Annotated in this window: 28 protein-coding genes; 12 read left to right on the top strand and 16 right to left on the bottom strand. The window is 57.3% G+C overall.

What is annotated here, in order from left to right:
* Positions 1-34: 34 nt before the first annotated feature.
* From bioD to CFT68_RS07545, 10 genes are all read right to left on the bottom strand, one after another.
* Positions 35-664, bottom strand: a complete 630-nt coding sequence (gene bioD, locus CFT68_RS07590) for a dethiobiotin synthase (RefSeq protein ID WP_088842776.1) — start codon at positions 662-664, stop codon at positions 35-37.
* A 50-nt stretch (positions 665-714) separates the two neighbouring features.
* Positions 715-1,848: an aminotransferase class I/II-fold pyridoxal phosphate-dependent enzyme gene (locus tag CFT68_RS07585; RefSeq protein WP_088842775.1), complete on the bottom strand. Its 1,134-nt coding sequence runs from the start codon at positions 1,846-1,848 to the stop codon at positions 715-717.
* On the bottom strand, positions 1,848-2,447 hold the full coding sequence (locus CFT68_RS07580; protein WP_088842774.1) for a hypothetical protein: 600 nt from the start codon (positions 2,445-2,447) through the stop codon (positions 1,848-1,850). Before CFT68_RS07580 ends, CFT68_RS07585 begins: the two co-directional genes overlap by 1 nt.
* An 81-nt stretch (positions 2,448-2,528) precedes the next feature.
* Complete coding sequence (gene bioB / locus CFT68_RS07575) at positions 2,529-3,533, bottom strand: biotin synthase BioB (protein WP_088842773.1); 1,005 nt, start codon at positions 3,531-3,533, stop codon at positions 2,529-2,531.
* A 115-nt stretch (positions 3,534-3,648) separates the two neighbouring features.
* Complete coding sequence (locus CFT68_RS07570; protein WP_088842772.1) at positions 3,649-4,200, bottom strand: sugar O-acetyltransferase; 552 nt, start codon at positions 4,198-4,200, stop codon at positions 3,649-3,651.
* Positions 4,201-4,232: 32 nt separating this feature from the next.
* Positions 4,233-4,664: an inner membrane protein YiaA gene (gene yiaA, locus CFT68_RS07565; RefSeq protein WP_088842771.1), complete on the bottom strand. Its 432-nt coding sequence runs from the start codon at positions 4,662-4,664 to the stop codon at positions 4,233-4,235.
* Positions 4,665-5,056: 392 nt separating this feature from the next.
* On the bottom strand, positions 5,057-6,211 hold the full coding sequence (gene rluF / locus CFT68_RS07560) for a 23S rRNA pseudouridine(2604) synthase RluF (RefSeq protein ID WP_088842770.1): 1,155 nt from the start codon (positions 6,209-6,211) through the stop codon (positions 5,057-5,059).
* Between the two features lie 131 nt (positions 6,212-6,342).
* Positions 6,343-6,681, bottom strand: coding sequence for a hypothetical protein (locus CFT68_RS07555; RefSeq protein WP_088842769.1), 339 nt, complete (start codon positions 6,679-6,681; stop codon positions 6,343-6,345).
* A 9-nt stretch (positions 6,682-6,690) separates the two neighbouring features.
* Entirely contained in the window at positions 6,691-7,137 is a 447-nt protein-coding gene (locus CFT68_RS07550; RefSeq protein WP_170934730.1) for a hypothetical protein, read from the bottom strand.
* A 106-nt stretch (positions 7,138-7,243) separates the two neighbouring features.
* Complete coding sequence (locus CFT68_RS07545) at positions 7,244-7,978, bottom strand: YebC/PmpR family DNA-binding transcriptional regulator (protein ID WP_088842767.1); 735 nt, start codon at positions 7,976-7,978, stop codon at positions 7,244-7,246.
* A gap of 193 nt (positions 7,979-8,171) precedes the next feature.
* On the opposite strand from CFT68_RS07545, the gene CFT68_RS07540 reads away from it, so the two are divergent.
* Positions 8,172-8,510 (top strand): hypothetical protein, encoded by a 339-nt coding sequence (locus tag CFT68_RS07540; protein ID WP_088842766.1) that lies wholly within the window; start codon positions 8,172-8,174, stop codon positions 8,508-8,510.
* A gap of 86 nt (positions 8,511-8,596) precedes the next feature.
* Here the strand turns inward: CFT68_RS07540 and CFT68_RS07535 are convergent, their stop codons facing one another.
* Positions 8,597-9,040 (bottom strand): hypothetical protein, encoded by a 444-nt coding sequence (locus CFT68_RS07535; protein ID WP_088842765.1) that lies wholly within the window; start codon positions 9,038-9,040, stop codon positions 8,597-8,599.
* Positions 9,041-9,164: 124 nt separating this feature from the next.
* Here CFT68_RS07535 and CFT68_RS07530 point away from each other — a divergent pair, with 124 nt between their 5' ends.
* Both CFT68_RS07530 and CFT68_RS07525 read left to right on the top strand, forming a co-directional pair.
* On the top strand, positions 9,165-10,073 hold the full coding sequence (locus tag CFT68_RS07530) for an arginase family protein (protein ID WP_088842764.1): 909 nt from the start codon (positions 9,165-9,167) through the stop codon (positions 10,071-10,073).
* A 109-nt stretch (positions 10,074-10,182) separates the two neighbouring features.
* Positions 10,183-11,013: a DUF4097 family beta strand repeat-containing protein gene (locus CFT68_RS07525; protein ID WP_088842763.1), complete on the top strand. Its 831-nt coding sequence runs from the start codon at positions 10,183-10,185 to the stop codon at positions 11,011-11,013.
* Between the two features lie 83 nt (positions 11,014-11,096).
* On the opposite strand, the gene CFT68_RS07520 is transcribed toward CFT68_RS07525, so the two are convergent.
* The 3 genes from CFT68_RS07520 to CFT68_RS07510 all read right to left on the bottom strand — a co-directional run bounded on the left by CFT68_RS07520 (position 11,097) and on the right by CFT68_RS07510 (position 12,992).
* Positions 11,097-12,143: an MBL fold metallo-hydrolase gene (locus CFT68_RS07520; protein WP_088842762.1), complete on the bottom strand. Its 1,047-nt coding sequence runs from the start codon at positions 12,141-12,143 to the stop codon at positions 11,097-11,099.
* Positions 12,144-12,277: 134 nt separating this feature from the next.
* Positions 12,278-12,646 (bottom strand): hypothetical protein, encoded by a 369-nt coding sequence (locus tag CFT68_RS07515; protein WP_088842761.1) that lies wholly within the window; start codon positions 12,644-12,646, stop codon positions 12,278-12,280.
* A 124-nt stretch (positions 12,647-12,770) separates the two neighbouring features.
* Positions 12,771-12,992: a hypothetical protein gene (locus CFT68_RS07510; protein ID WP_088842760.1), complete on the bottom strand. Its 222-nt coding sequence runs from the start codon at positions 12,990-12,992 to the stop codon at positions 12,771-12,773.
* A gap of 209 nt (positions 12,993-13,201) precedes the next feature.
* Here CFT68_RS07510 and hutU point away from each other — a divergent pair, with 209 nt between their 5' ends.
* The 6 genes from hutU to CFT68_RS07480 all read left to right on the top strand — a co-directional run bounded on the left by hutU (position 13,202) and on the right by CFT68_RS07480 (position 18,912).
* Positions 13,202-14,998, top strand: coding sequence for a urocanate hydratase (hutU, locus tag CFT68_RS07505; RefSeq protein ID WP_317044100.1), 1,797 nt, complete (start codon positions 13,202-13,204; stop codon positions 14,996-14,998).
* Positions 14,999-15,015: 17 nt separating this feature from the next.
* Positions 15,016-15,528, top strand: coding sequence for a hypothetical protein (locus tag CFT68_RS07500; RefSeq protein ID WP_141106485.1), 513 nt, complete (start codon positions 15,016-15,018; stop codon positions 15,526-15,528).
* 178 nt (positions 15,529-15,706) lie between these two features.
* A complete protein-coding gene (locus CFT68_RS07495; RefSeq protein ID WP_088842758.1) occupies positions 15,707-16,435 on the top strand; it encodes an NADPH-dependent F420 reductase in 729 nt (242 codons plus the stop codon).
* A 454-nt stretch (positions 16,436-16,889) separates the two neighbouring features.
* Positions 16,890-17,582, top strand: coding sequence for a hypothetical protein (locus tag CFT68_RS07490; protein WP_141106484.1), 693 nt, complete (start codon positions 16,890-16,892; stop codon positions 17,580-17,582).
* A gap of 90 nt (positions 17,583-17,672) precedes the next feature.
* A complete protein-coding gene (locus tag CFT68_RS07485) occupies positions 17,673-18,290 on the top strand; it encodes a hypothetical protein (RefSeq protein WP_141106483.1) in 618 nt (205 codons plus the stop codon).
* A gap of 187 nt (positions 18,291-18,477) precedes the next feature.
* Complete coding sequence (locus CFT68_RS07480) at positions 18,478-18,912, top strand: hypothetical protein (RefSeq protein WP_088842755.1); 435 nt, start codon at positions 18,478-18,480, stop codon at positions 18,910-18,912.
* Positions 18,913-18,919: 7 nt separating this feature from the next.
* Here CFT68_RS07480 and CFT68_RS07475 read toward each other — a convergent pair whose 3' ends face one another.
* Together CFT68_RS07475 and CFT68_RS07470 are read right to left on the bottom strand one after the other, a co-directional pair.
* Positions 18,920-19,930: a glycoside hydrolase family 43 protein gene (locus tag CFT68_RS07475; RefSeq protein ID WP_088842754.1), complete on the bottom strand. Its 1,011-nt coding sequence runs from the start codon at positions 19,928-19,930 to the stop codon at positions 18,920-18,922.
* Between the two features lie 71 nt (positions 19,931-20,001).
* Positions 20,002-20,952 (bottom strand): NmrA family NAD(P)-binding protein, encoded by a 951-nt coding sequence (locus tag CFT68_RS07470; RefSeq protein ID WP_088842753.1) that lies wholly within the window; start codon positions 20,950-20,952, stop codon positions 20,002-20,004.
* Positions 20,953-21,329: 377 nt separating this feature from the next.
* Between CFT68_RS07470 and CFT68_RS07465 the strand changes: the two genes are divergently transcribed.
* From CFT68_RS07465 to CFT68_RS07455, 3 genes are all read left to right on the top strand, one after another.
* Complete coding sequence (locus CFT68_RS07465) at positions 21,330-21,758, top strand: BLUF domain-containing protein (protein WP_088842752.1); 429 nt, start codon at positions 21,330-21,332, stop codon at positions 21,756-21,758.
* A gap of 375 nt (positions 21,759-22,133) precedes the next feature.
* Positions 22,134-22,325 (top strand): cold-shock protein, encoded by a 192-nt coding sequence (locus tag CFT68_RS07460; protein WP_044514260.1) that lies wholly within the window; start codon positions 22,134-22,136, stop codon positions 22,323-22,325.
* Positions 22,326-22,512: 187 nt separating this feature from the next.
* Positions 22,513-23,712 carry a DUF1624 domain-containing protein gene (locus CFT68_RS07455; RefSeq protein ID WP_088842751.1) on the top strand — a complete coding sequence of 400 codons (1,200 nt, stop codon included), beginning with the start codon at positions 22,513-22,515 and terminating at the stop codon, positions 23,710-23,712.
* The last annotated feature ends 7 nt before the right edge of the window (positions 23,713-23,719 follow it).

The raw sequence follows: 23,719 nt of genomic DNA, 5'->3' as shown, positions 1-23,719 counted from the left end.
TGCTCTATATTAGGGTAATATAGTAAGGGGCCGCCTATCCCTGAGTAGATAGAAACCATGACCGGAACTCGGCGGCATAGCGGCTCACCACGGCGGGCGTTACCTCAGTTTCGGGCAGCACGCGCGGCATGAGGGGCACGCCCGTATGCTGGCTGATGAAGTCTTCGGTTGCGGCGTTTGGCTCCCCATTGAATACGAGGCCACGCACGCGGATACCCCGGGCCTGTAAGGCTTCCAGCGTGAGCAAGGTGTGGTTGATGCTGCCCAGGTAATTGCGCGAAACCACCACCACTTCTAACCCCAGGTGCTTAATCAGGTCGGCTATTAGCAGGCCCGGTGCCAGTGGCACCAGTAGGCCACCCGCGCCTTCTACCAGCAAGTGGTTCTGCGTGTCAGGGAGCCTGAAATCTTGGAGCTGAATAGTGAGGCCTTCCGCGGTAGCCGCCGCGTGGGGTGAGGCCGGCATCAGTAGGCGGTAGCGCTCGGGGAAGAACTGGCTCACCGGATTCTGCACCAGGCTGCGTATGGTGCCGGCGTCGGTAGTGGGCTCTAGGCCAGCCTGCACTGGCTTCCAGTAATCGGCCTGCAAGGCTTCGGTAAGAATGGCCGAAACCAGCGTTTTGCCTACGTCGGTGCCGATACCGGTGATGAAAAGTCGTTCCACGTTGAGGGAATTGTTAAATGAATAGCTGAATCAGGATTTCAGCCCATCTTCTACACTTGATGGCTCAGTACTTCGGCCAGCCCATCAATCTGCTCCCGGGTATTGTAGCTGTGCACAATCAGCCGCAGGCGCTCCGTGCCCACTGGCACCGTCGGCGACACGATGGCGCGCACATCGAAGCCGGCCGCCTGGGCAGCGGCAGCTACCTGGCGCACCTGGGCGGGGCCGGGGTTGTCGGTGAAGAATACCGGATGAATGACGTGGCTTTCCAGCGGCACCCGTAGGCCAGGTACCGCATTCAGCCGGGCCTTCAGATAATTAGAAAGAGCAAAGAGCTGTTCTCGCTCCTGGGTGAGGGTTGGCAGCAGCTCATAGGCCGCCGCTAGGCCAGTTACAGTGAGCGGCGGCAGGGCCGTGGTGTAAATAAACGGCCGGCTGAAGTTCAGCAGGTAGTCGCGCAGAACGGCCGCGCCGGCAATGGCGGCTCCCTGGCTACCGAGGGCTTTGCCGAAAGTCAAAATACGCGCAAAAACAGCATCTTCTAGGCCTAGTTCCGATACCAGACCTTCGCCCTTAAGGCCATAAATGCCGTTGGTGTGCGCCTCATCAACCACCAGATATAACCCGCGTGCCTGACAAAACGCTGCCAATTCCTGAAGCGGGGCCATGTCGCCATCCATGGAGTAGAGGGCTTCCACAGCTACAAACACGGCGCCCGTCGCCCGTGCCAGCTTTCGCTCCAGGTCCTGCAAATCGTTGTGTTGGAAGCTCCAGGCCGTGGCAAAGGAACTCCGGATGCCGTCTTTCACGGAAGCGTGCGAGGCCTCGTCGTAGAGGATGGTATCGCCACGGCGCGGCACGGCACTGAAGAAGCCCAGATTGGCGGCGTAGCCCGAGTTGAACAGCAAGGCTGCTTCGGCTCGGTGGAAAGCAGCTAGGTGAGCTTCCAGCGCCTCGGCCGGCGCTGAGTTGCCGGTGAGCAAACGGGAGCCAGTGCTGCCAGCTGCTTCGGCAGTTGCTTGTTGCAGGGCAGCCTGCACCATTGGGTGCTGGCTCAGGCCCAGGTAATCGTTGGAGCTGAAATCGGTTAGGCCACCCGTGGGCAGCGTGAGGCGGCGGCGGGTGCCGTCCGTTTCACGCTGAGCCAGGTGCTGAACGAGGCGCTGGTGGAGGGGAGAAAGCACTACTTTTTGGGCTTAACGGAAGGCAGCGGGAATTGCCGGGGAAAACCAAGCGAATCGGGCTGCCAACCCAAGAAATTCCGGGCTTCCTGCCGGACCGAGGTTTCTATCACCTGCTCATTGAGCATGCCCAAGCTGGCAACGTGTAGGGTTACATCAGGCAAGGCATCTTCGTAGAGAATGTACGTGCGCTCACCCAGCCAATAAAAGGCTCCCGGCACGTTACCTGTGCGGGGCGTGCCATAGCGTTGCGTCAGGGCTTGTAGGACGGAACGGGTTTTTTGCTCCCCTTTTAATTGGTAGGTGGTACCTACCAACTGTCTGCCCCGAAACCAAAACTCAGGATGCACTGGCTGTTGTGCCAGCGTTACGGTATCTGCCTGGGGGGTTAGGGTATATACCCGGGTTGTTTTCCATCGTTTGCCGGTGCCGGAAAACTGGGGCCGTAAGTTGGCCGCGGCACCTTCCAGCGTCCCGAATGCCACCCCATGAACCGCATACACCGAATCGAGCGGGCGAAGGGCAGGCATGGGACCCGACGTGCTCTGCGCACAGACAACGGGAGAAACGAGCAGCAGCGGGAGGTAAAGCACCTTGTTCATACAGCCTTGCTTACGGCCTAGAAAGAAACTGTCATCCTGCGGCGACGCAGGATGACAGTACAGGTATCTGACGAAACTATGCTAGGCCACTACCGGAGCCTCTTTGCCCAGCACCATAGCGCCTTCGGGCACATCTTTGAACGACTTGCGGGGCGTGAGGCCCAGCAGGGCAAACATCTGCTTGTCGGCGTCGAAATCGGGATTTGGCGTAGTCAGCAGCTTCTCACCGGAGAAGATGGAGTTTGCACCGGCCAGGAAGCACAGGGCCTGCTCCGTTACGGGCATTTCCTGACGGCCGGCCGAGAGGCGCACCATGGTGTGCGGCATCAGGATTCGGGCAGTGCCAATCATGCGCAGCATTTCCCACACGCTCACGCGGGGCTGATCAGCGAGGGGTGTGCCGGCCACGGGCACCAGCGCATTCACCGGCACCGACTCGGGGTGGGCGGGCAGCGTGGCCAGCGTGTGCAGCATGGCAATGCGGTCCTCATCCGTTTCGCCCAGGCCGATGATGCCGCCGGAGCATACCGAGATGCCCGCTTTGCGCACGTGCTCCAGGGTGTTGAGGCGGTCGTCGTAGGTGCGTGTCGTGATGATTTCGGAGTAGTGCTCGGCGCTGGTGTCGAGGTTGTGATTGTAGGCGTAGAGGCCGGCCTGCTTGAGGCGCTCGGCCTGATATTCGTTCAGCATGCCCAAGGTGCAGCAGACTTCCAGCCCGAGGCCGTTTACCTGCTCTACCATGCCCAACACGCGGTCGAAGTCGCGGTTGTCGCGGATTTCGCGCCAGGCGGCGCCCATGCAGAAGCGGGTGCTGCCCGAGTCTTTGGCGCGCTGCGCGGAGGCCAATACTTCGGCATCGGGGAGAAGCTTGTGGGCCTGCACGCCGGTATGGTAGCGGGCGGCCTGGGGGCAATAGGCGCAGTCCTCGGGGCAGCCGCCGGTTTTCACGCTCAGCAGGGTGCACACCTGTACCTCGCCGGTGGCCTGGGTTTCGGCATGTATGGCGGCGGCCTTGGTTACCAGCTCCAGTACGGGCAGGTTATAAATAGCTTTTACTTCGTCGAGGGTCCAGTCAGTGCGAATCATGGGGTGGGAAGGAAGTCGTATTTCGGTTTCTGGATGGTTGGAGGCTGAAATGAAGCAGCCCGCCGGAGCCAAAGCTACGCAGCGGGCCGCAAGATACACGGGAAGTAGGTTTTCGCTAGGCCTCCAGCTGCCGAATTACCCGGCACGGATTGCCTACTGCCACGGAGTTGGCTGGTATGTCGCGCGTTACCACGCTGCCCGCTCCAATGGTGGTGTTTTCGCCAATCGTCACGCCGGGCATCACGAGCACACCCGCGCCCAGCCACACGTTGTCCCCGATGGTAATAGGCCTGGCAAACTCCCAACCCGCAATGCGCGGCGCCACCTCTACGGGGTGGCCGGCTGTAGTGAGCAGCACGTTGGGCGCCATGAACACATTGTCGCCGATGGTGACAAGTGCGCAGTCCAGAATCGTGAGGTTGTAGTTGGCGTACACGTTGCGACCCAGCCGAATATTGTAGCCATAGTCGCAGCGTAGGGGGGCCTCCAGGTGGGCATCCGTATCGTAGCCAAGCAGCTCTGCCAATACCTGCTTATTCAGGTGTACAGGCTCCTGGTTGTAACGATGGCAGAGTTCTTTCGCCTTCAGGCGCTCGGCTACCAGCTGTGGTTCATTGGCTTGGTACAGCTCGCCGGCCAGCATCTTTTCTTTCTCAGTCCTGTTCATCAGCGGCAAGATACGAGTTGCCCCATCCTGCGCTAACTCAAGCTCGAACTCGAGTTGGTTACATCCGGCGTAGTAGTAGGCTCGGCGCCACGGTTGTCGCGGGTGTTTTTCTGCACGGCAATAGCTCCGAACAGGCCTAGCATAAACGACATAGCGTAAAAGCCCTTCTCACTTAAAGTCAGGGAGGCATTCCAGAGGCCTATGGCCAGCAGCAACACTGCCGAAAGCGTCGCGAACCAGCACAGACCGTAATAGATGCCCGTTACCGGCACGCCTTCCAGTTGGTCGCGCACAGTCTTTTGCAAGGATACCGCGCTGAACAGCCCGTACAGCAGCACGGCAAAATAGTAGCCTTTCTCATTGAGGAGCATGGTGGCGTTCCAGAGGCCCACAATGAAGGCTGCCATGCCAATAAGTAAGGCAAACCAAGAAGCAGCGATGAAGGCATTGGACGTTTTCTGCATGATGCGCTACAAACGCGGGGGATGCACTACGCTTCTCAGAGTACCTCTCTGCTGCCCCAGAGCCAGAAGCTACTGGCCTAGGAAAGTGTGTCCCGGTTTGGTTGATACAAGGATGCCGTGTTTTCGTGGTAAGTGAAAATCCTAATTTGGAAATGTTAGACTTTTTAACGCCCATGAAAGAACAAGCTTTTTCTCCTGGCTGTCAATCAGTGAATCTTATAAAATATGCCTGATTAGTTGCCAGAAGATCAATCTGAATTTTGTAGGCAACTTGTGATTACAGGCAACGGCAAGATCTAATTGGCGAAAATCAGACTTTTCAATAGCTTCCGAAACAACAAAAAAGCGGGCCGCTCCAGCTGGAACGGCCCGCTTCTTAAGAGGGGAGTGGCCTACGAGCGCTTGCCTGGCCGACTGGCGCCACGCGTGCCACGGCTGCTGGTTTTGCCTTTTGGTGGGCCAGCGGGAGCCTTCGGACCTTTGCCGGCAGCAGCGCCGCGAGGGCGGGTGCCAGCTCCCGTAGCACGGGCGCCAGCCGGGCGGCTCGATTTGCCGAATCCGGTGCCATCGGGGCGGATGCCGGTGGCCGGGCCGGGCGGACGGCCGGGGCCCGTAGGCCACTCCGTTGCGTCGGGAGCGGGGGCAGCCGTACGTTTGGCGGCCGGGCGACCGACAGCGCGCTTGCTGGCGGGCCTTTCAACCCAGGAGCCGGCGGGCTTGGCTTGGCCGGGAGCAGCCCCTACCAGCGGCGCCGACGATTTGCGCGTGGGGCGCTCGGTCCAGAACTCGGCGGTGGAAGGGCGCTTGCGGCGGCGCGACCCAGAGCCATCATCAGTGCCAGCCGAGTCCTTGATCATCTCGAACAGCACTTTCAGCTCCTTCTCCTTCAGCTCGCGCCATTCGCCTACGCCCAGGCCTTTCACGTTGATATTCATCACCCGGATGCGCTCCAGCTGCACCACGTCGTAGCCGAAGTATTCGCACATGCGGCGAATCTGGCGGTTGAGGCCCTGCACCAGAATAATGCGGAAGATATAGGGCGTTTCCTTGGTCACCTTGCAGGGCTGCGTCATCACGCCACCCAGCGGCACGCCATTCGACATGGCCTCTATGAACTGCTCGTTGATAGGCCTATCAACCATCACGATGTATTCCTTCTCGTGGTTGTTGCCGGCCCGCAGGATTTTATTGACAATGTCGCCGTTGCTGGTCAGCAGAATCAGGCCCTGTGAATCGCGGTCGAGGCGGCCGATGGGGAAGATGCGCACCGAGTGCTTGATGGCCCGGATGATGTTGTCCTTAATGCCCGTATCGGTGGTGGTGATGATGCCCGGCGGCTTATTGTAGGCAATGTATACGGCATCTTCCTCGGCGCGGGGCTCGATGAGGTTGCCATTTACTACCACGCGGTCTTTGGTCGTAACCTGGTCGCCGATGCCGGCGCGCTTGCCATTCACGAACACGTTGCCCTGCTCGATGTGGCGGTCGGCTTCCCGGCGGGAGCAGACGCCACTTTCACTGATGTATTTATTGAGACGAGTGGCCATGAGGTGATAATGCTAAGCGAGGTAAGACAACGGCCCGCCGACACTGAAGGTGCCAACGGGCCGCAAAGATACGCCGGAAGTAGGTGGGGAACAGTAGTAGTATGTAAGTAGTGCTATAAACCTCTGTGTAACTATGCTCCAATGAAATGTCGTTGAATGGCATCATCCAGCTCGAGTGGTAATGAGGCAGCTGTTTTGAGCTGTAGAAGGGAGCTGTCTTCAGCAGTAGAATAGGTGCCACTGCTTTGGTTGAACTGCAGCTTCCCCTGCAGGAACTCCCGCTGTTGCTCGTCGCCGTCCTTGTTCATGGAAACGAATTCCAATAGTTCTAGGCCACTGGTTACTTTGTCGAATCGGAACCAGAAATACACTTCGCCTGGGTTATCACTCTGTATATTCAGCCGTTTAATTTCCACTAGTGAAAACGTGTCGGCTTCGAGTAAGAAGAGGGTTTTATAGGAGAATAGCATGCGAAATGTTTAATCGTTGTTCGCTTTAGAGTGGTATACTTTAACGGCTTCTTCTAACTCTTCGTCAGTCTTGTTATGATATTTAAAATTCTGTAATTGCCATTTGTCCGATGCTTTATAAAATATAAAATTGAATGTTAGAGGTTCTCTCTGATGCCTTACCAAATAAGAATATATAACATAATTGGGGCCTGCTACTCTCTTCGATAATAAATCTGCACCTAAAAACTTTCCATCAGCATCAATTTGCTTTTTCAGTTGGCGTTTCAAATCATCAATTCCATCTGCTATATCTTTTGAAAAATCACTATTAGTAAATAAATAGTCTACGGACTTATTGGAGTCGCCTGATTTATATAAAGAAAAAAACTTAGTAGTTATTTCTTCTGGAGTTGCTTGCGCATGTGAACATGTATACACAAGCATGAATGCTAGAGTAAGTAAAACTGACTTCATGATTATTCTTAAAGAAGTGTTAATAAAATGTAACCTCCGATTAAAATAAGAATGCTCCATATGGAGCATTCTTATTTTAATCGGAGTCATGCAAAATGGCATAGGCCTAGCCAAGCGTGTGGTACACGGCCTGCACGTCGTCGTCGTCCTCAAACTTCTCGATGAGGTTCATTACTTCTTCCAGCTCGTCGCCTTCTAGGTGCACGGTGGTGTTGGGCACGCGCTGGAGTTGGGCCGATACTACGTTCAGGGCTTTTTCTTCCAGTGCTTTCTGCATCTGGCCGAAGTCTGTGAAGGCGGTTTCTACCACAATGTAGTGCTTCACGCTGCCGTGCTCGTCCTCTTCCTCATCGGCGTACACGTCTTCGGCGCCGGCGTCAATCAGCTCCAGTTCCAGCTCATCTAGGTCGAGGCCTTCGGCGGCTAGCTTGAACACGCCCTTACGGGTGAAGGTATAGTCAGAGGAGCCCGCGGTGCCTAGGGCGCCGTTGCCGCGGTTGAAGTACATGCGCACGTTGGCAACGGTGCGGGTGGGGTTATCAGTAGCAGTTTCAATAACTACGGCCACACCGTGGGGCGCGTAGCCCTCATATACCACTTCCTGGTAGTCTTTCTCTTCGCGGGAGCTGGCACGCTTGATGGCGGCTTCTACGCGGTCTTTGGGCATGTTCACGCCTTTGGCGTTCTGCATGGCCGTGCGCAGGCGAGAGTTGGTATCGGGGTTGGAGCCCGATTCCTTCACGGCCATCACGATTTCCCGGCCGATGCGGGTAAAGTCTTTGGACATCCGGTCCCAGCGCTTCATTTTGCGGCCTTTGCGGAATTCAAATGCGCGTCCCATCTATCTGTGAATTTGTGGAGTTGTGAAATGGTGAATGCCCAGCCGACGCCAGTGGGGCCGAAAGGGGCCGCAAGTTAGCAGAAAGCCCGGCGGGGCGCAATCCACTGGCCTAGGCCAGCGCCGGACCCCGCTAGGCCAGTATGCAGCAGAGGAAATAGTCCTGGATACTGCTGTTCAGCTACCTTCACGCACTATGAAAAAACTATTCTATATCGTGGGCTGCCTAGTAGTGCTGAGCAGCTCTCCCGTGTTGGCCGTGGCCGAGGACCCGGCTGTAGTTGTAGTGCGCATCTATGAGAGCAGGGTAACGGTGGAGGTCACCGTTGTGCGTGGCACAGGCCAGCCTGAGTTTTACAAGTTTGGTAGCGGTTCAAGGCAGAAAGACCTGGTTGCGGCTGCCACTGGCTACCAAGAAGTTATTGCTAAGCTCTATGCCCAAGGGTATATACTGCAAGAAAGCTTGGAAGGGATACAGGGGGAGAGTTCGAACCTGCACACTCTGATTTTCGTCAAGGCACCCAGTCGTGACTAAGCATTATGCAAAAGGTTTTCTCCGTGAAATCGGCAACGCCATAGTGTTTTCGTTGGAGAGCTAGGGGCCAAGGGCGGGGCCAATACTTACTGCACTCGCAGCGTGTAAACTCCCTTGTTGCCGGCCGGGTAGGCAATGAGGGTGAGGGTAAGAAGCCGGGCGGCAGGCTGCAGCCGAAACGTGCCCTGATCGGTGCGGGGCTGGCCTTTTTTGTCGGTGTAGCTGAATGTGATTTGGTCGCCGGCGAAGGTGAAGCGTCCGTCCTGGTCAAAGGCCATTGTGGTGCCGTTGCCGGCCAGCGTCAGGCGTTTCTGGTAGGTGCCATCGGGGCGCAGCGTGAGCGTGCCGCCTACACCGCGGGCCGCCATGGGCTCGGCGCTGGTAGCCTTGTCCTGAATGGTGTAGGAGAGGTACGTGTAGGTAGAGAAGAAGGAGGGCGCCACTTTAGGAATGGGCGCGGCGTTGCGCTGGGCCCAGGCAGCTGGAGCGCTACCCAACAGCAAGGCCAGGAGAAGAACACGGAAGAGCATTCCGAAAGGTAGCACATGCTGGCAAACACTGGCCTAGGAAGCCTGCCTGGCCTGGCAAACGCCCGGCTGAACATCATCCTGCCGGAATCAACTACATTTCGGTCCCAACTTACTTGCTTCTGCTATGGCGACTTTCCTGAAAGAGTTAATTCGGCCGACGGCGGAGCTGCCGGAAGCGGATGTGTGCCTCGTAGGCCTGCCGATTGATTTCGGAACGGTGCTGGAAGGCGGCCGGGCTGGCGCGGCGGGTGCCCCCGATGCCATCCGGCGGGAGCTGCGGCGCTACCACAAAACCTATAACCTGGAGCACAATGTGCACCTCGATGCCTTGCGCATAGCCGACGCCGGCAACTTGGCTCTCAATGACTTCGACCACGCTACCAACCACCAGGCCATTCGGCAGGAGCTGGCGCGGCTGCTAGGCCAGTATCCCCGCGTGGTAGTGCTGGGCGGCTCTCATGATGGCACCTACAGCACCGTGCGCGGCCTCGTAGATGCCCACGGCGGCCAGGCGGTCAGCGGTATCAACCTCGATGCCCACGCCGATGTGAAGGAAAAGCTAGCGGTACTCAGTAGCGGAACGCCCTTCCGGAAGCTGCTGCGCGAAGGATTCCTGCTCGGAGAGCGGTTCACGGAAATCGGGCTGCATTCCAACCTCAATACCTGGGAAGATATTGATTTTCTGCACCAGCAAAATGCTCATATCGTGCCCCTAGGCCACGTGCAAAAGGATGGCATGCCCGAGTACATGGACCGCGCCCTGCGTCGGTTTGATGGCGTCGGATTTGTGAGCTTCGATATAGACGGGTGCGCCGAAGCCTACGCGCCGGCCGTGTCGGCGCCCAGCGCCGATGGCTTCACGCCGCGCGAGGCTACGCAAGCAGCCTTCCTGGCAGGCAAGCATGCCGATGTTCGCCTGTTTGAAGTAGTGGAGCTTAATCCGGTCTTCGACCGCGACAACCAAACGGCCCGGCTGGGGGCCACCATCATAACCGCCTACCTGACGGGCCTGGCCGCCGGCAAAGGAGCCTAGCCAAGTGGCCTATGCCAGCAGTTAGTTGCACTTCCGCCCCTAATTTACTACCTCCATCTTTGTGCCCATGAAACCCCTACTACCCTTATTATTGATAGCTGTGTCAGTGATGACAAGCAGCGCTGCCCTGGCCCAGACTGCACCCGTGCCTGCTTTCACACTGAGCTGCTCCGGCCTCACTGCCAAGAATCCGCTGCAAAAGCAGTTCTGCGAAATCCGCACCCTCACGCTGGCGGCGCCTGCTGCCGGCACGCCGCTCACCCTTGATGCCCGCCCCGGTGGGAGCATCACGGTGCGGGGCTGGAGCGGAACTGATGTGCGGGTGCAGGCCCTGGTGGAAGGCCGTGCCGCCACCGCCGAGGCCGCCAAAGCCCTGGCAGCCTCTGTACAGATCAGCAGTGAAAGCAACAAGCTCCTGGCAGCTCGTCCCAACGGTGCCACCGAGGGCTGGTCGGTGAGCTACGAGGTGTTCGTGCCCACGCAAACCGGCCTCAGCCTGCAGGCCCAGAATGGCGGTATTCATATCGAAAACGTGCAGGGCATCATCTCTTTCCTAACCATGAATGGAGGCGTGACGCTGGCCGGTGTTGGCGGTGAGGTGAAGGGCAGCACCACGAATGGCGGCCTGACCATCCGCCTCACCGGCGACACCTGGAGTGGCGGCGCCCTCGACGTGAATACCGTGAATGGAAGCATCAAATGCGAGCTGCCCGCCACCTACTCGGCCACGCTTACGGCCCGCACGGTACACGGGCGGGTGCAGGCGCAACTGGCCGCTGGCAACCGCAAAAGTCTGCAGCCCCACAACCTCACGACCACGCTGGGCCAGGGCGGCCCGCAACTCCGTATGGGTACCGTAAATGGCAGCGTGGAAGTGCAGCAAGAGGGAAGCGCGAAACCGACTAAAGTATCATCTTCAGAACCTAAAAAAGAAGGCTAGAAGCCACCAGAAGTGGCCTAGGCCACTTCTGGTAGATGTTCTATTCAAGCAAAACGGCCCGTGTACTACACGGGCCGTTTTGCTTATTCGATGTAAAGTGGAATGGCTAGCTCTTCATCACTTAAATATTCCTGTTCGATAGGAGCGGGCATTTTTCCGGTGCGCGGTATGCGCTCCGGATCGGAGTAGGGCTTGGGGTATTTGTTCTGCTTTTTCTTTTGCTGCTGCTTGATGAGCAGGGCCACGCCCACCAGCGCGCCCAAACCAACGGCCGCAATAGTAAACTTCGTCCGGATGGGGTCTTCGGGAGCGGGTGGGAGGTAGGCCACCCCGTTCTCATCAAGGCGGGCGGGGTCTTGCACGTACCGGCCGCTGACGGGCATCGGAAACTCATCGGCGAGGCGCTGTAGGCCACTTGCCGCTTCCGGCCCCGTAATAACGGGCCCGTGGCCGCAGCCAATAGCCTGGGGCTGCAGCGCTGCCAGCGTCTGCACCGACTCCCGCACCTGCTGCCAGTTATAGTTGAACGGCGCCCCCGCTACACTGATTTTGGGAAGTTGCAGCAATAGCTCCGGCACCGATTCGTGGTTGGCCGTGGCAAAGGCGTCGGCGCCCAGCAGCGTATGGTCTTTCTCCCGGAACAGCGCTACCTGGCCAGGCGCATGGCCGGGCACATGAATCCAGCGCCAGTCGCGCAGGAAGGGTGGGTCGGTGTCGTTGGCCGGCAGGGGCTGCACAAAATCGGAGAGCTGGAAGGACTGGGGCGGGAAAAAGCGCGCCACAAACGCCAAGGAACCGCCTTTGTCTACCAAAGGGTCGGCGGGCGGATACACGGCGCGGGCCGTCAGGAAGGGCATTTCCAGGGGGTGCGCCAACACGGGCACTTTCCAATGCTCGGCCAGCGCCTGCGCCGAGCCGGCGTGGTCCATGTGGCCATGCGTCAGAATGATGGCTTCGGGGTGCGTGCCGGGGTAAAACAGTTTATCGGCCGCGGCAATGATGGCTTTCTCGGAGCCGGGTAGGCCAGTATCCACCAGCACCCACTCGCCGGGCGTACCAGTTTCAACAAAATAAAGATTTACAAAGCGTTGAATGGTGAGCTGATGCACACCCGGAGCAACCTGTTTCATAGGATTGGCTAGTTTGTATATAGCTCTACTACGGGAAAGCGGACGCAGAGTGGCAGAAAATTGCAAGTCGGAAATGCAAAAAGCCCTTCGCCGCGTGGCAAAGGGCTTTTCTCAGGCCGCTAGGCCAGTAGTACTTACTGAGCGGTGGTACCGGTAGTGCCAGCTGTTGAGCCGGTAGTGGTGCTGGCAGTAGTAGAGCCCGCCGTGGTGCCGGTAGTGGTGGTGCCTGCCGTGGTACCCATGCCGCCGGCAGTAGAGCCCGCCGTGCTACCACCCGAAGTGGTAGAACCCGCCGTGCTACCGGAGGTAGAGCCGTTCATAGCACCATCGTTGGTCATAGTCGTGTCGGAACCAGTGCCAGCGGGCACAGTGGTTTCGCTGGTAGATGAAGTAGATTCCGACGTTTCGGTGGTGGTGCTTTCAGCGCCTTCGCGCTGGTTGCCGTTGCAGGCTGCAAAAGAGAAAGAAGCGGCTGCCAGGGCAAGAAACAATACTTTTTTCATGGTGAGGTTGGATAGAAATGAGGTGTTTGGAGATAGATGCCAGACTTTCCAGCCGGAAGATCTGGTGCTTAATACGCCTCAGTTTTATTTGGTAACCCTCCATTTAGGATACATAATTATGGGTTTATTTATACAGATAAGCTTGATGTAGGCTGGCAGGAGCCGGAGCAGGCCCGGCGGCAGGACCCCGAAAGGAGAGTATCTGCCGTTGTGTAAGGTGCAGGTCACGCAGGCGGAGCGTGGCCGTACGGTGCTGCTGAGCGGTTAATGCCTGCCGGTTCAGGGCCCCCAGTACCAATAGGCCTAGTAAAATCAGGTAGCGCAAATAAGTGCTTACATATTGCATAGGCGCCAGAATAAGTAGGAGAAAACTCTGTAAACGTAATCAATTGGTAGTCAGGCTGAATGTTGGGCGTTTATAGGTGGATGCCCTCCAGTTCAAATTCGGCCTGCCAGCCACGGAACCAGGCCCTAGGCCACTACCCGCTACTCTCAGGAGGCCAAAATCTTATATCTTCCAGCCCAACCTGTTATCCACCCTTTCCTTTCCCGCCCATGTCTCACCTCGTTCCTGCTACTCCCGAGCTTAACCTCGAAGCCAACAGCCAATCGGACCACACGCCAGAGCGCAGTGCCACCTCCACACCGGCGGCCGCAAACCCGGCGAAACGCCCGATGTACTACGAGTTCAAGCCTGAGGAAACGGTAAAAGCCCAGCACGGTAATCAGCTGCGCTGCAAAACCTGGGAGGCCGAAGCCGCCCTGCGCATGCTCGAAAACAACCTCGACCCCGCCGTGAGCCTAGTGTATGATGAGCTGATTGTGTACGGTGGCGCCGGCCGCGCCGCCCGCAACTGGAAAGAGTACCAGACCATCGTCCGCACCCTCAAGAACCTGGCACCCGACGAAACCATGCTGGTACAGAGCGGCAAGGCGGTGGGCGTGATTCGCACCTGGGCCCACGCCCCGCGCGTGCTGATTGCCAATAGCAACCTGGTACCCGCCTGGAGCACTCAGGAGTATTTCGACGAGCTGGATAAGCTGGGCCTGATGATGTATGGGCAGATGACGGCCGGCTCCTGGATTTACATTGCTACCCAGGGCATCTTGCAGGGTACCTACGAAACCTTCGCGGCCGTGGCCGATAAGCACTTTTCGGGCACGCTTGCGGGCACCATCACCGTCACGGCGGGCCTGGGCGGCATGAGCGGCGCCCAGCCATTGGCCGTTACCATGAACGATGGGGTGTGTCTGGTTATCGAGCCCATTGATGCCCGGGTGAAGCAAAAGGTGCGCGAAGGCTACGTAGATGAGCAGGCCCGCGACCTAGACCACGCGCTGGAGCTGTGCGCGCAATACAAAGCCGAACGCAAAGGCTGGTCGGTAGGCCTCACCGGCAACGCCGCCACCGTGCTGCCCGAGCTGCTGCAGCGCAGCTTCCGCCCCGAAATCGTGACGGACCAAACCTCCGCCCACGACCTGATGGACTACATTCCCGAAGGCAACATCGATGAGGTTCTGCAACTGCGCCAGCAACACCCCGAGGAGTTCAAGCGCCAGGCCCTGGCTTCCATCATGAAGCATTGTCAGGCCATTATCGACATGCAGGCTGCCGGATCCATTGCGCTGGATTATGGCAATAACCTGCGCGGACAGGCCGAGAAAGGTGGCCTACAAGTGCGCGATGAGCGCGCCCAGTTCCTGTACCCTGGGTTTGTACCGGCCTACATCCGGCCGCTCTTCTGCGAGGGCAAAGGCCCTTTCCGCTGGGCGGCACTTTCCGGCGACCCGCAGGATATTCTGCGCATCGACCGCGCCCTTCTGGAAACCTTTCCCGACAACAAGATGCTGGCCCGCTGGATTGAAAAAGCCCAGGCCAAAGTGCCCTTCATAGGCCTACCGGCCCGCGTGTGCTGGCTGGGCTACGGCGAGCGGGAAAAATTCGGCCTGGTCATCAACGACCTTGTGGCCCGCGGCGAAGTATCGGCGCCCATCGTCATTGGCCGCGACCACCTCGACTGCGGCTCTGTGGCCTCGCCCAACCGCGAAACCGAAGGCATGCTCGACGGCTCCGACGCCGTAGCCGACTGGCCTCTGCTCAACGCCCTGGCCAACACTGCCAGCGGTGCCGACTGGGTTTCCATCCACAACGGCGGCGGCGTGGGCATCGGCAACAGCACCCACGCCGGCATGGTGATAGTAGCCACCGGCACCCCCGAAAAAGCCGAGCGCCTGCGCCGCGTCCTCACCACCGACCCCGGCATGGGCGTCTTCCGCCACGCCGACGCCGGCTACGAGTTGGCCCAGCAGGTAGCCGAGGAGCGCGGGGTGAAGATTCCGGGACGGGAGTAAGTTTTATGGCGAATTATATGCAAGTCAACGTAGCAGAGTTAAGCTGGGAAGAGGTAAAGGAGCATATCTACACCCTAGATGGCTCCTTGCCGGATACCTATGTACTGGATGTCAATTGTGATGACTGGTACATGTGGGTCGACTTTATCAATACTAACTACAAAGTCGTATTTCGATATACAAACGAGCAAGAACACGAGAAAATAGACTTTGCAGCTGTTCTAGAATGTTGGAATAATGTGGATGCAGAGAACTGGCCATTGGCGCGAATTTTTGTCGGTGATATCCAAATCAGGTGTTTCTTTCTGGCTGAGGATATTATTGACGGAGACATCGACCCAAGGGAATTCAAGAAGCCGGATGATCATTTGCAGTTAATACATTACTTGACAAGTATATCTAAGCTGTTAGGTAAGCAAGTGGTAGTGTTAAGTGAAGGCACAAGAATCGAAGACAACAATAGATTTAACCCTGAACCACTCCTCACTATACAGCAAGGTGGGATATGGACCAGTGAATACTGGCTTTAATAGCTTACATCGGATTTTTCATGGATTTTACCTCTACCACCAACGCCGCCCGAACTCCGCTCCGGTGGCGTTGTTCATTCTAAGCCTCACCCAAGAAGAAAAAAGCAAAACACCCGCCTTCGCTGTTTACCTCCCTGCACTGGCACATCAACGGCGCTCGAACTAAACACTCCCAACTATGAACATCGGAATTATTGGCGCCGGCCACATCGGCAGCGCCCTCGCTGTGCGGCTTACCAGCCTAGGCCACTCCGTTTACATTGCCAACTCCCGCGGCCCCGAGACGCTGCAAGACGTGGCCCAGAAAACCGGCGCTACGCCCGTTACGGCCGAAGAAGTGGCCCGCCGCGGCAGTGACATCATCGTGGTAACCATTCCGCTGAAAAACATCCCCGACCTGCCCAAAGACCTGTTCGCGAGCGTACCGGCCGAGGTGCCCATCATCGACACGAGCAACTACTACCCCATGCTGCGCGACGGCAAGATGCCCGAGCTGGAAACCGGCGACCTGACCGAGAGCGAGTGGGTGCAGCAGCACCTGGGCCGCCCGGTAGTGAAGGTGTTTAACAATATCTACGCCCACCACCTCGAAGGCAAAGGCCAGCCCGCCGGCACGCCCGGCCGCATTGCCCTGCCCGTAGCCTCCGACGATGCCGCCGCCAAGCAGAAAGTGATGGCGCTGGTAGAGGAGTTGGGCTTCGACGCCGTGGACGACGGCACGCTGCACGAGTCGTGGCGGCAGCAGCCCGGCACCCCCTCATACGGCGCCGATATGCCGGCTGATAAACTGCGTGAGCATCTGGCCAGCCTCGGCACCGAGCGCACCGATGCCCAGCACAAAGAATTCCTGGCCAACCACGCCAAGCAGGAGCAAGCCATGGCCGACCAAGGCATTCAGCTGAAGTAACCGCCGAGTAGCTCACTGCCGGAAACTACAAAACGTCATGCTTGATCTGGCGTCCGCGCAGTCGAAGCATCTCTACCTCTGACTAACTACCTGGCCTAGGCCACCGCAACGAAGCAGGAGAGATGCTTTGGCAAGCGGACGCTAGATCAAGCATAACGGTCTTTTTTATCCGCTCAACTGAAGTGAGCTTATGGTTCGGGCTTCGTATTGAATGAAAGTTGCCTTTTTGTTGCCGCATCAGCGGTAAACCGTTACAGCGCCGCCCGAGGAAACTTGGGCGGCGTTGTTCGTTTTAGGTGCAGTACCGGTGGCGTTTCGATAGGAGTGGCGCTCGTGTGCTTACCTCAAGGTAAGCCAGCGCAACTGGAAAATAAGGGAGGGCACAGTGTGAAGGTTTGTGGGGAGACGGGCAAATACGCTTAGTTTGCAACGGCTCCTGACTCCTTGGCTCCTCATGCGAATAGTAGCGTTTCTCTCCTTGCTCTTTCTGGTCACCTGCTCCTCACCGAAGCAGGAAGTAGCAGTAGTACCTACCGGCTTTGTGAAGCGGAGCGTCACGTTTAAAACTTGGCCAGCGATGCAGATGCCCACGGGTAGCATCACGCTGCATGTGCCAGCGAAATACGATACCCTGCTCACTTGGATCGACGAGTCGGATACGCCAATGGGCCACAAAGCGAAATACCGTTTTGTCAGTTCTCGCGGGTGCCTATTGCAGGAATCGGGATTCTACAAGCGGGAGGGCACGTACTGCCGCGACACCCTGGACCGGCTCACCATCTCTACCCAACAAAGCAGCAGCGCAGAAGAAAGCCTTGCGGCGGTTGACAGAAGAATCCGGTATTGGGGTGAGGTAAGCAAGTTGAAGGGCGGTGCCGCGCCGATTCTGAAAGCTAAAAAGCTGCAAGTAATCAATGGCCGGACGTTTTCGGTCGTGTCGTTTGTGGGCGGCTCCAATCTGATAGCAGAGCCCTATGAACAGGTGACGGCCACTACCGTAGTGCAGGCCGGCCTGCGCAGTTGGGAAGTGGCCTTGCACTTTGAATGCAAGCAGGCCGATTGCGGCCGCCTCGCCGAACAGGCCTACACCACCCTACAGTCGGTTAAAATTGACACAACAACCCACCACAGCAAGCCAACCCCCTGATGCCGGGTTGCCCCTGCCTTTTCCCACCAGAAAATACCCTATAAAGGCCTCCTGATAGTTGAAACAGCCCATTTACACCCATATATGTTTATGAACTCAACCATATTCTTCTCGACTTGGCTATTGGCCCTGACCGCCTGCCAGAGTAACTCAACCCCGCCGGTGGCACAAGAGGTGGCGGCGCTGAAGGCGCCTAACTCAGGGCCGGCGCCGGAGAGTGGCCTAGCGGCAACTAACCCCGAGCGGATACAGGATACGATGCTGACCGTCAATGGCCTACGGCACCGGGAGCTTACCACCCAATTGTTGGAGCGCCAACTGGGGCGGCCGGATAGCATAAAGAAGGGAGCCGTAGAGTGCGGAGGATACTTCGCCACCGAAACAAGTCCCGAAGGCGACTGGTGGTACTATGGGAACACCATGTACGAAGTAAACGGCACGCGAGCCATCCTGTATAGCTTCGATGTCACGACGGGCAAATTCAAGGGCAAGCTGGGGAAACTTATCCTCGATCAGAATACCACACTGGAAGATGTGCGTCGCTTTTACCCCCTATCTGCCAAGGAAGCCGAGAAACCAGCGTCGGGCCAGCGGGGCGAAGAAATGAGTCTGCCCTTTGAATACAAGGGCGAGATGATGGATGACTCATTGATTCTGCTGTTCAGAAAAGGCCGCTTACAGGAAGTGGTGTTCTTTTCTCCTTGCTAAGCAAACACTGGTATTGGCTGGTAGCTGGTTAACTAGTAGAACCTCATCTTACTCCTGGCGTTGCAGAATTCTGCTTGCGTTTAGGGGCCTGGCCATGGGTGCGTAGCTGCTGTGAAAACCGCCGAAAGGCATAGGCCTACCTACTGCCCGTTTCAACTCCTGCCCGCTGAACGCGTATGCCGGGAGCATGCATCCTATTGTGCCTTGGCTTCCGCTGCTACTACTGCCCGCTTTTGTGGGTTTGTTTTGCCTGATCAGCTTTCTGGTGTCGCGGATGGGCTGGCACCGCCTAGCCAAGCAATATGCCGTGGCTGAGGTGCCGGCCAGCGTAGAGCGGATTCTACTGGCCTACCTGCGCATTGGCGTGGCGAATTACAAAAACTCCGTGAGGGCTGGTATCACGCCCGAAGGTGTGTGGCTAACTACTTGGAAAATCTTCTTCGTAGGCCACCCGCCGCTGTTTATTCCCTGGTCGGCTTTTGGACCAGTGCGGGCGCAGAAGTTTCTCTGGGCAACGAGCTACATTACCGATATAGACTGCGGCAACGACTCTGTGCGCTTTACCTTCAGCAGCGACCGTCTACGCCAATCATTGCCGGCCACTTTATCGGTGCAAGAGTAGAAAACGGTTATGGCAAACGCCGCGTCGCTACACCTTCCTGGGTAATTTTCACCGGCTGAATGCGGCCCTGCTGATCGAAATACATCCGCTCGATGCAAGTGACGCGGTGGTTTTGGTCGGTTTCGCCCAAGGGGCGGCGGTGGTAGATGATATACCACTCATCGGTGCCTGGCACCTGAACAACGGAGTGGTGGCCGGCGCCGGTAGCCACGGCGGGGTCTTGCTGCAGAATCTTGCCTACCCGCTGAAAAGGGCCTAGCGGCGAGTCGGCTACGGCGTAGGCCACGGCGTAATCAGGCCCGGTCCAGCCGCCTTCCGACCACATGAAATAGTACTTGCCCTGGCGCCGGAACATGATGGGGCCTTCCACATAGTTTTGCGGCGTAATTTCCTTGTAAGTGGAGCCGTCGGGGAAGGGGAGGAAGCCGGTGAAATCGGGCTTGAGGCGCGTAATATTGCAGTGCGACCAGCCGCCATAAATCATATAATACTGCCCATCCTTGTCCTGAAATACGAACTGATCGATGGGCTGGGCACCGTTGTGGATGTTGCCGATGAGCGGCTGACCCAGATAATCTTTAAACGGGCCCTCCGGACGGTCGGCCACGGCCACGCCAATGCCGCCCACTTCGCCCTCGTGTACATCATTCGCCCCGAAAAACAGGAAGTATTTGCCGCCTTTCTTCACTACGGCCGGCGCCCACATGGCCCGCCGCGCCCATTTTACATCCGCCGTATCGAGTATGCGCGGGTGCTTGGTCCAGTGCACCAGATCAGGCGACGAAAACGCATCCAGCAACACCTGCTCCTTATAGGGCGCCGAGTAGGTAGGGTATATCCAGTATTGCTTACCGAAAATAGTGGCCTCCGGATCGGCATACCAACCCGAAACTACCGGGTTGCCGGCTCGCACTACGGCCGTACCCGGCTTCGGCTGACGAGCAGCAGATGGTTGGGATGCGGCCGCGTGCGTCAGCAACAAACCGGGTACTAGGCCTAGGAGTGCAAGAGTCTTCATAGCGGCTTCAATAAAGCAAAATTTATGAAGCACTACTACGCAGCAGGGTTGAGGATGTGAAGCCTTGGCTACTATCGATTCGCCAGCAACTCCTGCACTTTCGTCCAGCGGATATCGGGGTAGCGGCTGTTGTCGAGCGGCTCGGCCAGTTTGGCTAGGCCACTGTACATGTTGTGCAGGTACTGCATGCCTTGCCACGGCGGAAACACCTCCTTTTCGGCGGGCATGAGGGTTTTAGTGACCTTGATCATCGTAGCCAACACGCCTAGGCCACCTACCCGGAACAGCTTGAACGGTTTGCCGGTAGCGGCACTGGCCGCGGCCTGTAGCCCCCGAATGCTGGCCACCTCACCGGCCACGCGCAGGTAGCGGGGCGTGGTAGCATCTAAGGCAGCGGCAGCGGTAAACTCGGCGGTGTTTACCATGGTAGTGAAGTCTAGGGGCTGGTCGGCATCACCCCAGTACACCACCCGGCGCGGCCCTTGCAACACCACCGGCGCCTGGCCGGTCAGCAAATCCATGAACATGCCGTTGAGGATGGAAGTAGCCTGAATGGGGGCCACATCGAGCCGCCGCTGAAATTCCCGGCGAAAGTCGAAGTTGCGGTTGGAGCCTTCCGGCAGATGGGTGAAGTCGGCGGAGAAGTCGGAAGGGATAAAGCGAGGCACGCCGGCTGCTACGGCCGCTTCCAGCAGCTGCGTCTGCATATCCACAATCACGTCTCGCAGGCCAGATAGCGCTGATATCACACAGGCCGCACCAGTACAGGCTTGCGTAAGGTCTGCCAGATTGTTATAATCTACTTCCACCACCTCCACTCCTTGCAACTGCAACGACTCAGCCTCAGGTCGGGTGCTAGCCCCCGGCCGCACCAAGGCCCGCACCGTGGCTCCGCGCCGCCGGAGGTGGTGGGTAATGAGCAGGCCTAGCGCGCCGGTTGCCCCCGCCAGCACAATGGTTCCTGGCGTGGAAGGAGTAAAAGAACTACGGTCTGGGGTATTTGCTGCAGTATTCGGATGCATAGTATTCAGATTGCTGAAAGCTTCAACGGCTTATTCTGGTGGCCTAGGCATGAGCTTGCCTGCCCCAGGCCAGTGCCGGGTTGTGTAATACCGTTCCGCTATCTGGAAAGTTATGCCCGATAGTCGGTGGCAAGGAGGATGAAAGAAACACCTTGGCGAAATACATGCGGCTTTTGAGTGGTACCGCGGGTATACTTTGTGAGACATCAGCCCAACATAGCCGGAGCCCGTAGCCAAAAAATCAAGTGTATAAATTACCTATTTGGCTTGCTTCTTTTGCTTCGATTGAATAATTTATACTTGACATTCAGCCTTTTAGGGGTAGATGAGTTTTGGAAGCGCGATTACCGCGCGCGTCGGGGCATACTGCTGAAGTTATGCATCATATCGTCTACCAGAGCAGTGCCGTAGGGCAGCCCACCATCGCGGAGCTGAAATTTCTGCTCCAGCAGTCGAGAATGCATAATAGCCGGCTAGGAATTACGGGGCTGCTGCTCTACGGCAATGGAGAGTACCTGCAGGTATTAGAAGGCGAGGAAGCCGTGGTGCAGCAGATGTATGCCACCATCCAAACCGATTACCGCCACACCCACATCATCACGCTTTCAGACGGCCCCATCCAAGCGCGCGTATTTGCAGATTGGTCTATGGGTTTTCAGAAACTTTCTGACGAAGACTTCGTGCGCCTGACGGGCTATATCGACCCTTACCGCGCTAATTTTCTGGATGCCCACTTACCCGAGATAGGGGAGGGCATGCTCATGCTTCTCAAGTCATTTGTCGGCAGCGCTGCCCCATTGCTGTAAGTCCGCCAAGCCTATTCAGGAAGACTGAACAGATTCCTGGCTGCTGGAATGGTGTATGATAATTCCTTTCAAAGCCTTACAACGTGCCTGGGCCAAGAAGCCTACTCCTGGCTTACTCTCTGATTTCCATGAAGCTGAAGCGTAGCTACCCTGTACCAGGCAGCCGTTGGTAATTCGGCAAAAGGCAGGCTGCAGGTAAGAAGAGTGGCCTATGCTCAGTTCGGAATGCTATGTCTTGCATGGCCTAATCAAAATAAAGCCTTACCTTTACATCGTTAAGGCAAATTGCCTCGTGTCACTACCATCAATTCGCGTGCTGAATAATCGTAGGGTTCCGTTGCCAGTTGCTATTTTTTCATTCCATTCCTAAGCATCATGTCAACAGGAACCGTTAAATTCTTCAATGAAACCAAAGGTTTTGGTTTCATCAATGACGCCGCTACCGGCCAAGATGTATTCGTTCACGTAACGGGCCTCATCGACGAAATTCGCGACAACGACAAGGTTGAGTTCGAAGTAGAAGAAGGCCGTAAGGGCCTGAGCGCTGTTAAAGTACGTCGCGCTTAGTTCTCCTTCTTGTCTGAAGAAGTAAAGGAAGCATGCCCACGGGCATGCTTCCTTTTTTTGTGCCCTGTCTGTACTGGAATAGCCCTGGCCTAGCAAGAGGCAAAGGAATTTACCGGTTGAGCTTTTGGAGTAGAACAAGGTGATTACCTTGAGTACGATATACCCCTCAGCATCAGCTTGCTTTCCTATGGAGCACCTTTCCGCACCTGCTTTAGCCATCACCTCCGAAACCTCTCCAACGGTTAGAACCCGGGTACAGGCCGTTGATATTGTCCGGGGGCTAGTGATGGTAGTGATGGCGCTGGACCACATCCGCGAATTCTGGAGCCCAACGCCAGTGCGCCCCGAGGATGTCGCACAGGCCTCTATGCTGCTCTTTTTCACGCGATGGGTTACCCACTTCTGTGCGCCTACCTTCGTGTTTCTGTCGGGCCTGAGCATATTCCTGTACCAACAAAAGCAGCCGAACCGGGGGCGCGTCAGCCGCTTCCTGTTCACGCGAGGACTGTGGTTGGTAACTCTGGAAATGCTGGTAATCAGCCTGTTTCTTACCTGGGGCTACGAGCTGGTTTTGCTACAGGTAATCTGGGCCATAGGGTGGGGCATGATGCTATTAGCTGGGCTTATCTGGCTGCCCCGCGCTGTGTTGGCCGTACTGTCTGCATGCATAGTACTGTTGCATAATTTGTTGCCAGCCATTCAGCCCGTTACGGCTGGCACACTGGTGCCGGCTCTGCTGCACAACAGTCCCTTTGTGTTTCCGGTCCCGCACCTGACGTCCTTTTTAGTGGCCTACACCATTGGGCCGTGGTTGGGCGTGATGCTGGCGGGGTACCTGGTAGGGCCGTGGTTTCGGCAGCCGCTGCCAGTTCGTCAGCGGTGGCTGCGGCTTGCTGGTTTGGGCCTCTTGCTGCTATTTGTTGTATTGCGTGCCTCCAACCTATACGGCGACCCGGCGCCCTGGAGCGTACAGCCGCGCGGACTGGCCTACAGCATAGCCTCCTTCCTGAACGTAACAAAGTATCCGCCGTCGCTGCTGTTTATTAGCCTCACGTTGGGCGTGGCGCTGCTGCTGCTGAGTTGGGTGGAAACTGCGTCGGGGCGGCTAAGCCGGTGGCTGAGCACCTTTGGTCAGGTGCCGTTTTTCTACTACCTGCTGCACCTGCTGCTCATTAGCGGCGGCGCCTGGGTCTGGACCCGGCTGGCATTTGGCACCCCCATAAATCTCGGGTTTACCTCTTCCAAAGATTGGCCCGCCGCCTATCAGCCCAGTTTACTGCGCGCTTATGTAGTGTGGCTGCTGGTAATTGCGGCGTTATACTGGCCGTGCCGGTGGTATCGTAATTTCAGGCATCAACATTCCTACTGGTGGCTATCGTACCTGTAAACCTATG

Source organism: Hymenobacter gelipurpurascens (genome assembly GCF_900187375.1).
Lineage (GTDB): Bacteria > Bacteroidota > Bacteroidia > Cytophagales > Hymenobacteraceae > Hymenobacter > Hymenobacter gelipurpurascens.
This window is presented reverse-complemented; position numbering and strand designations above follow the sequence as displayed.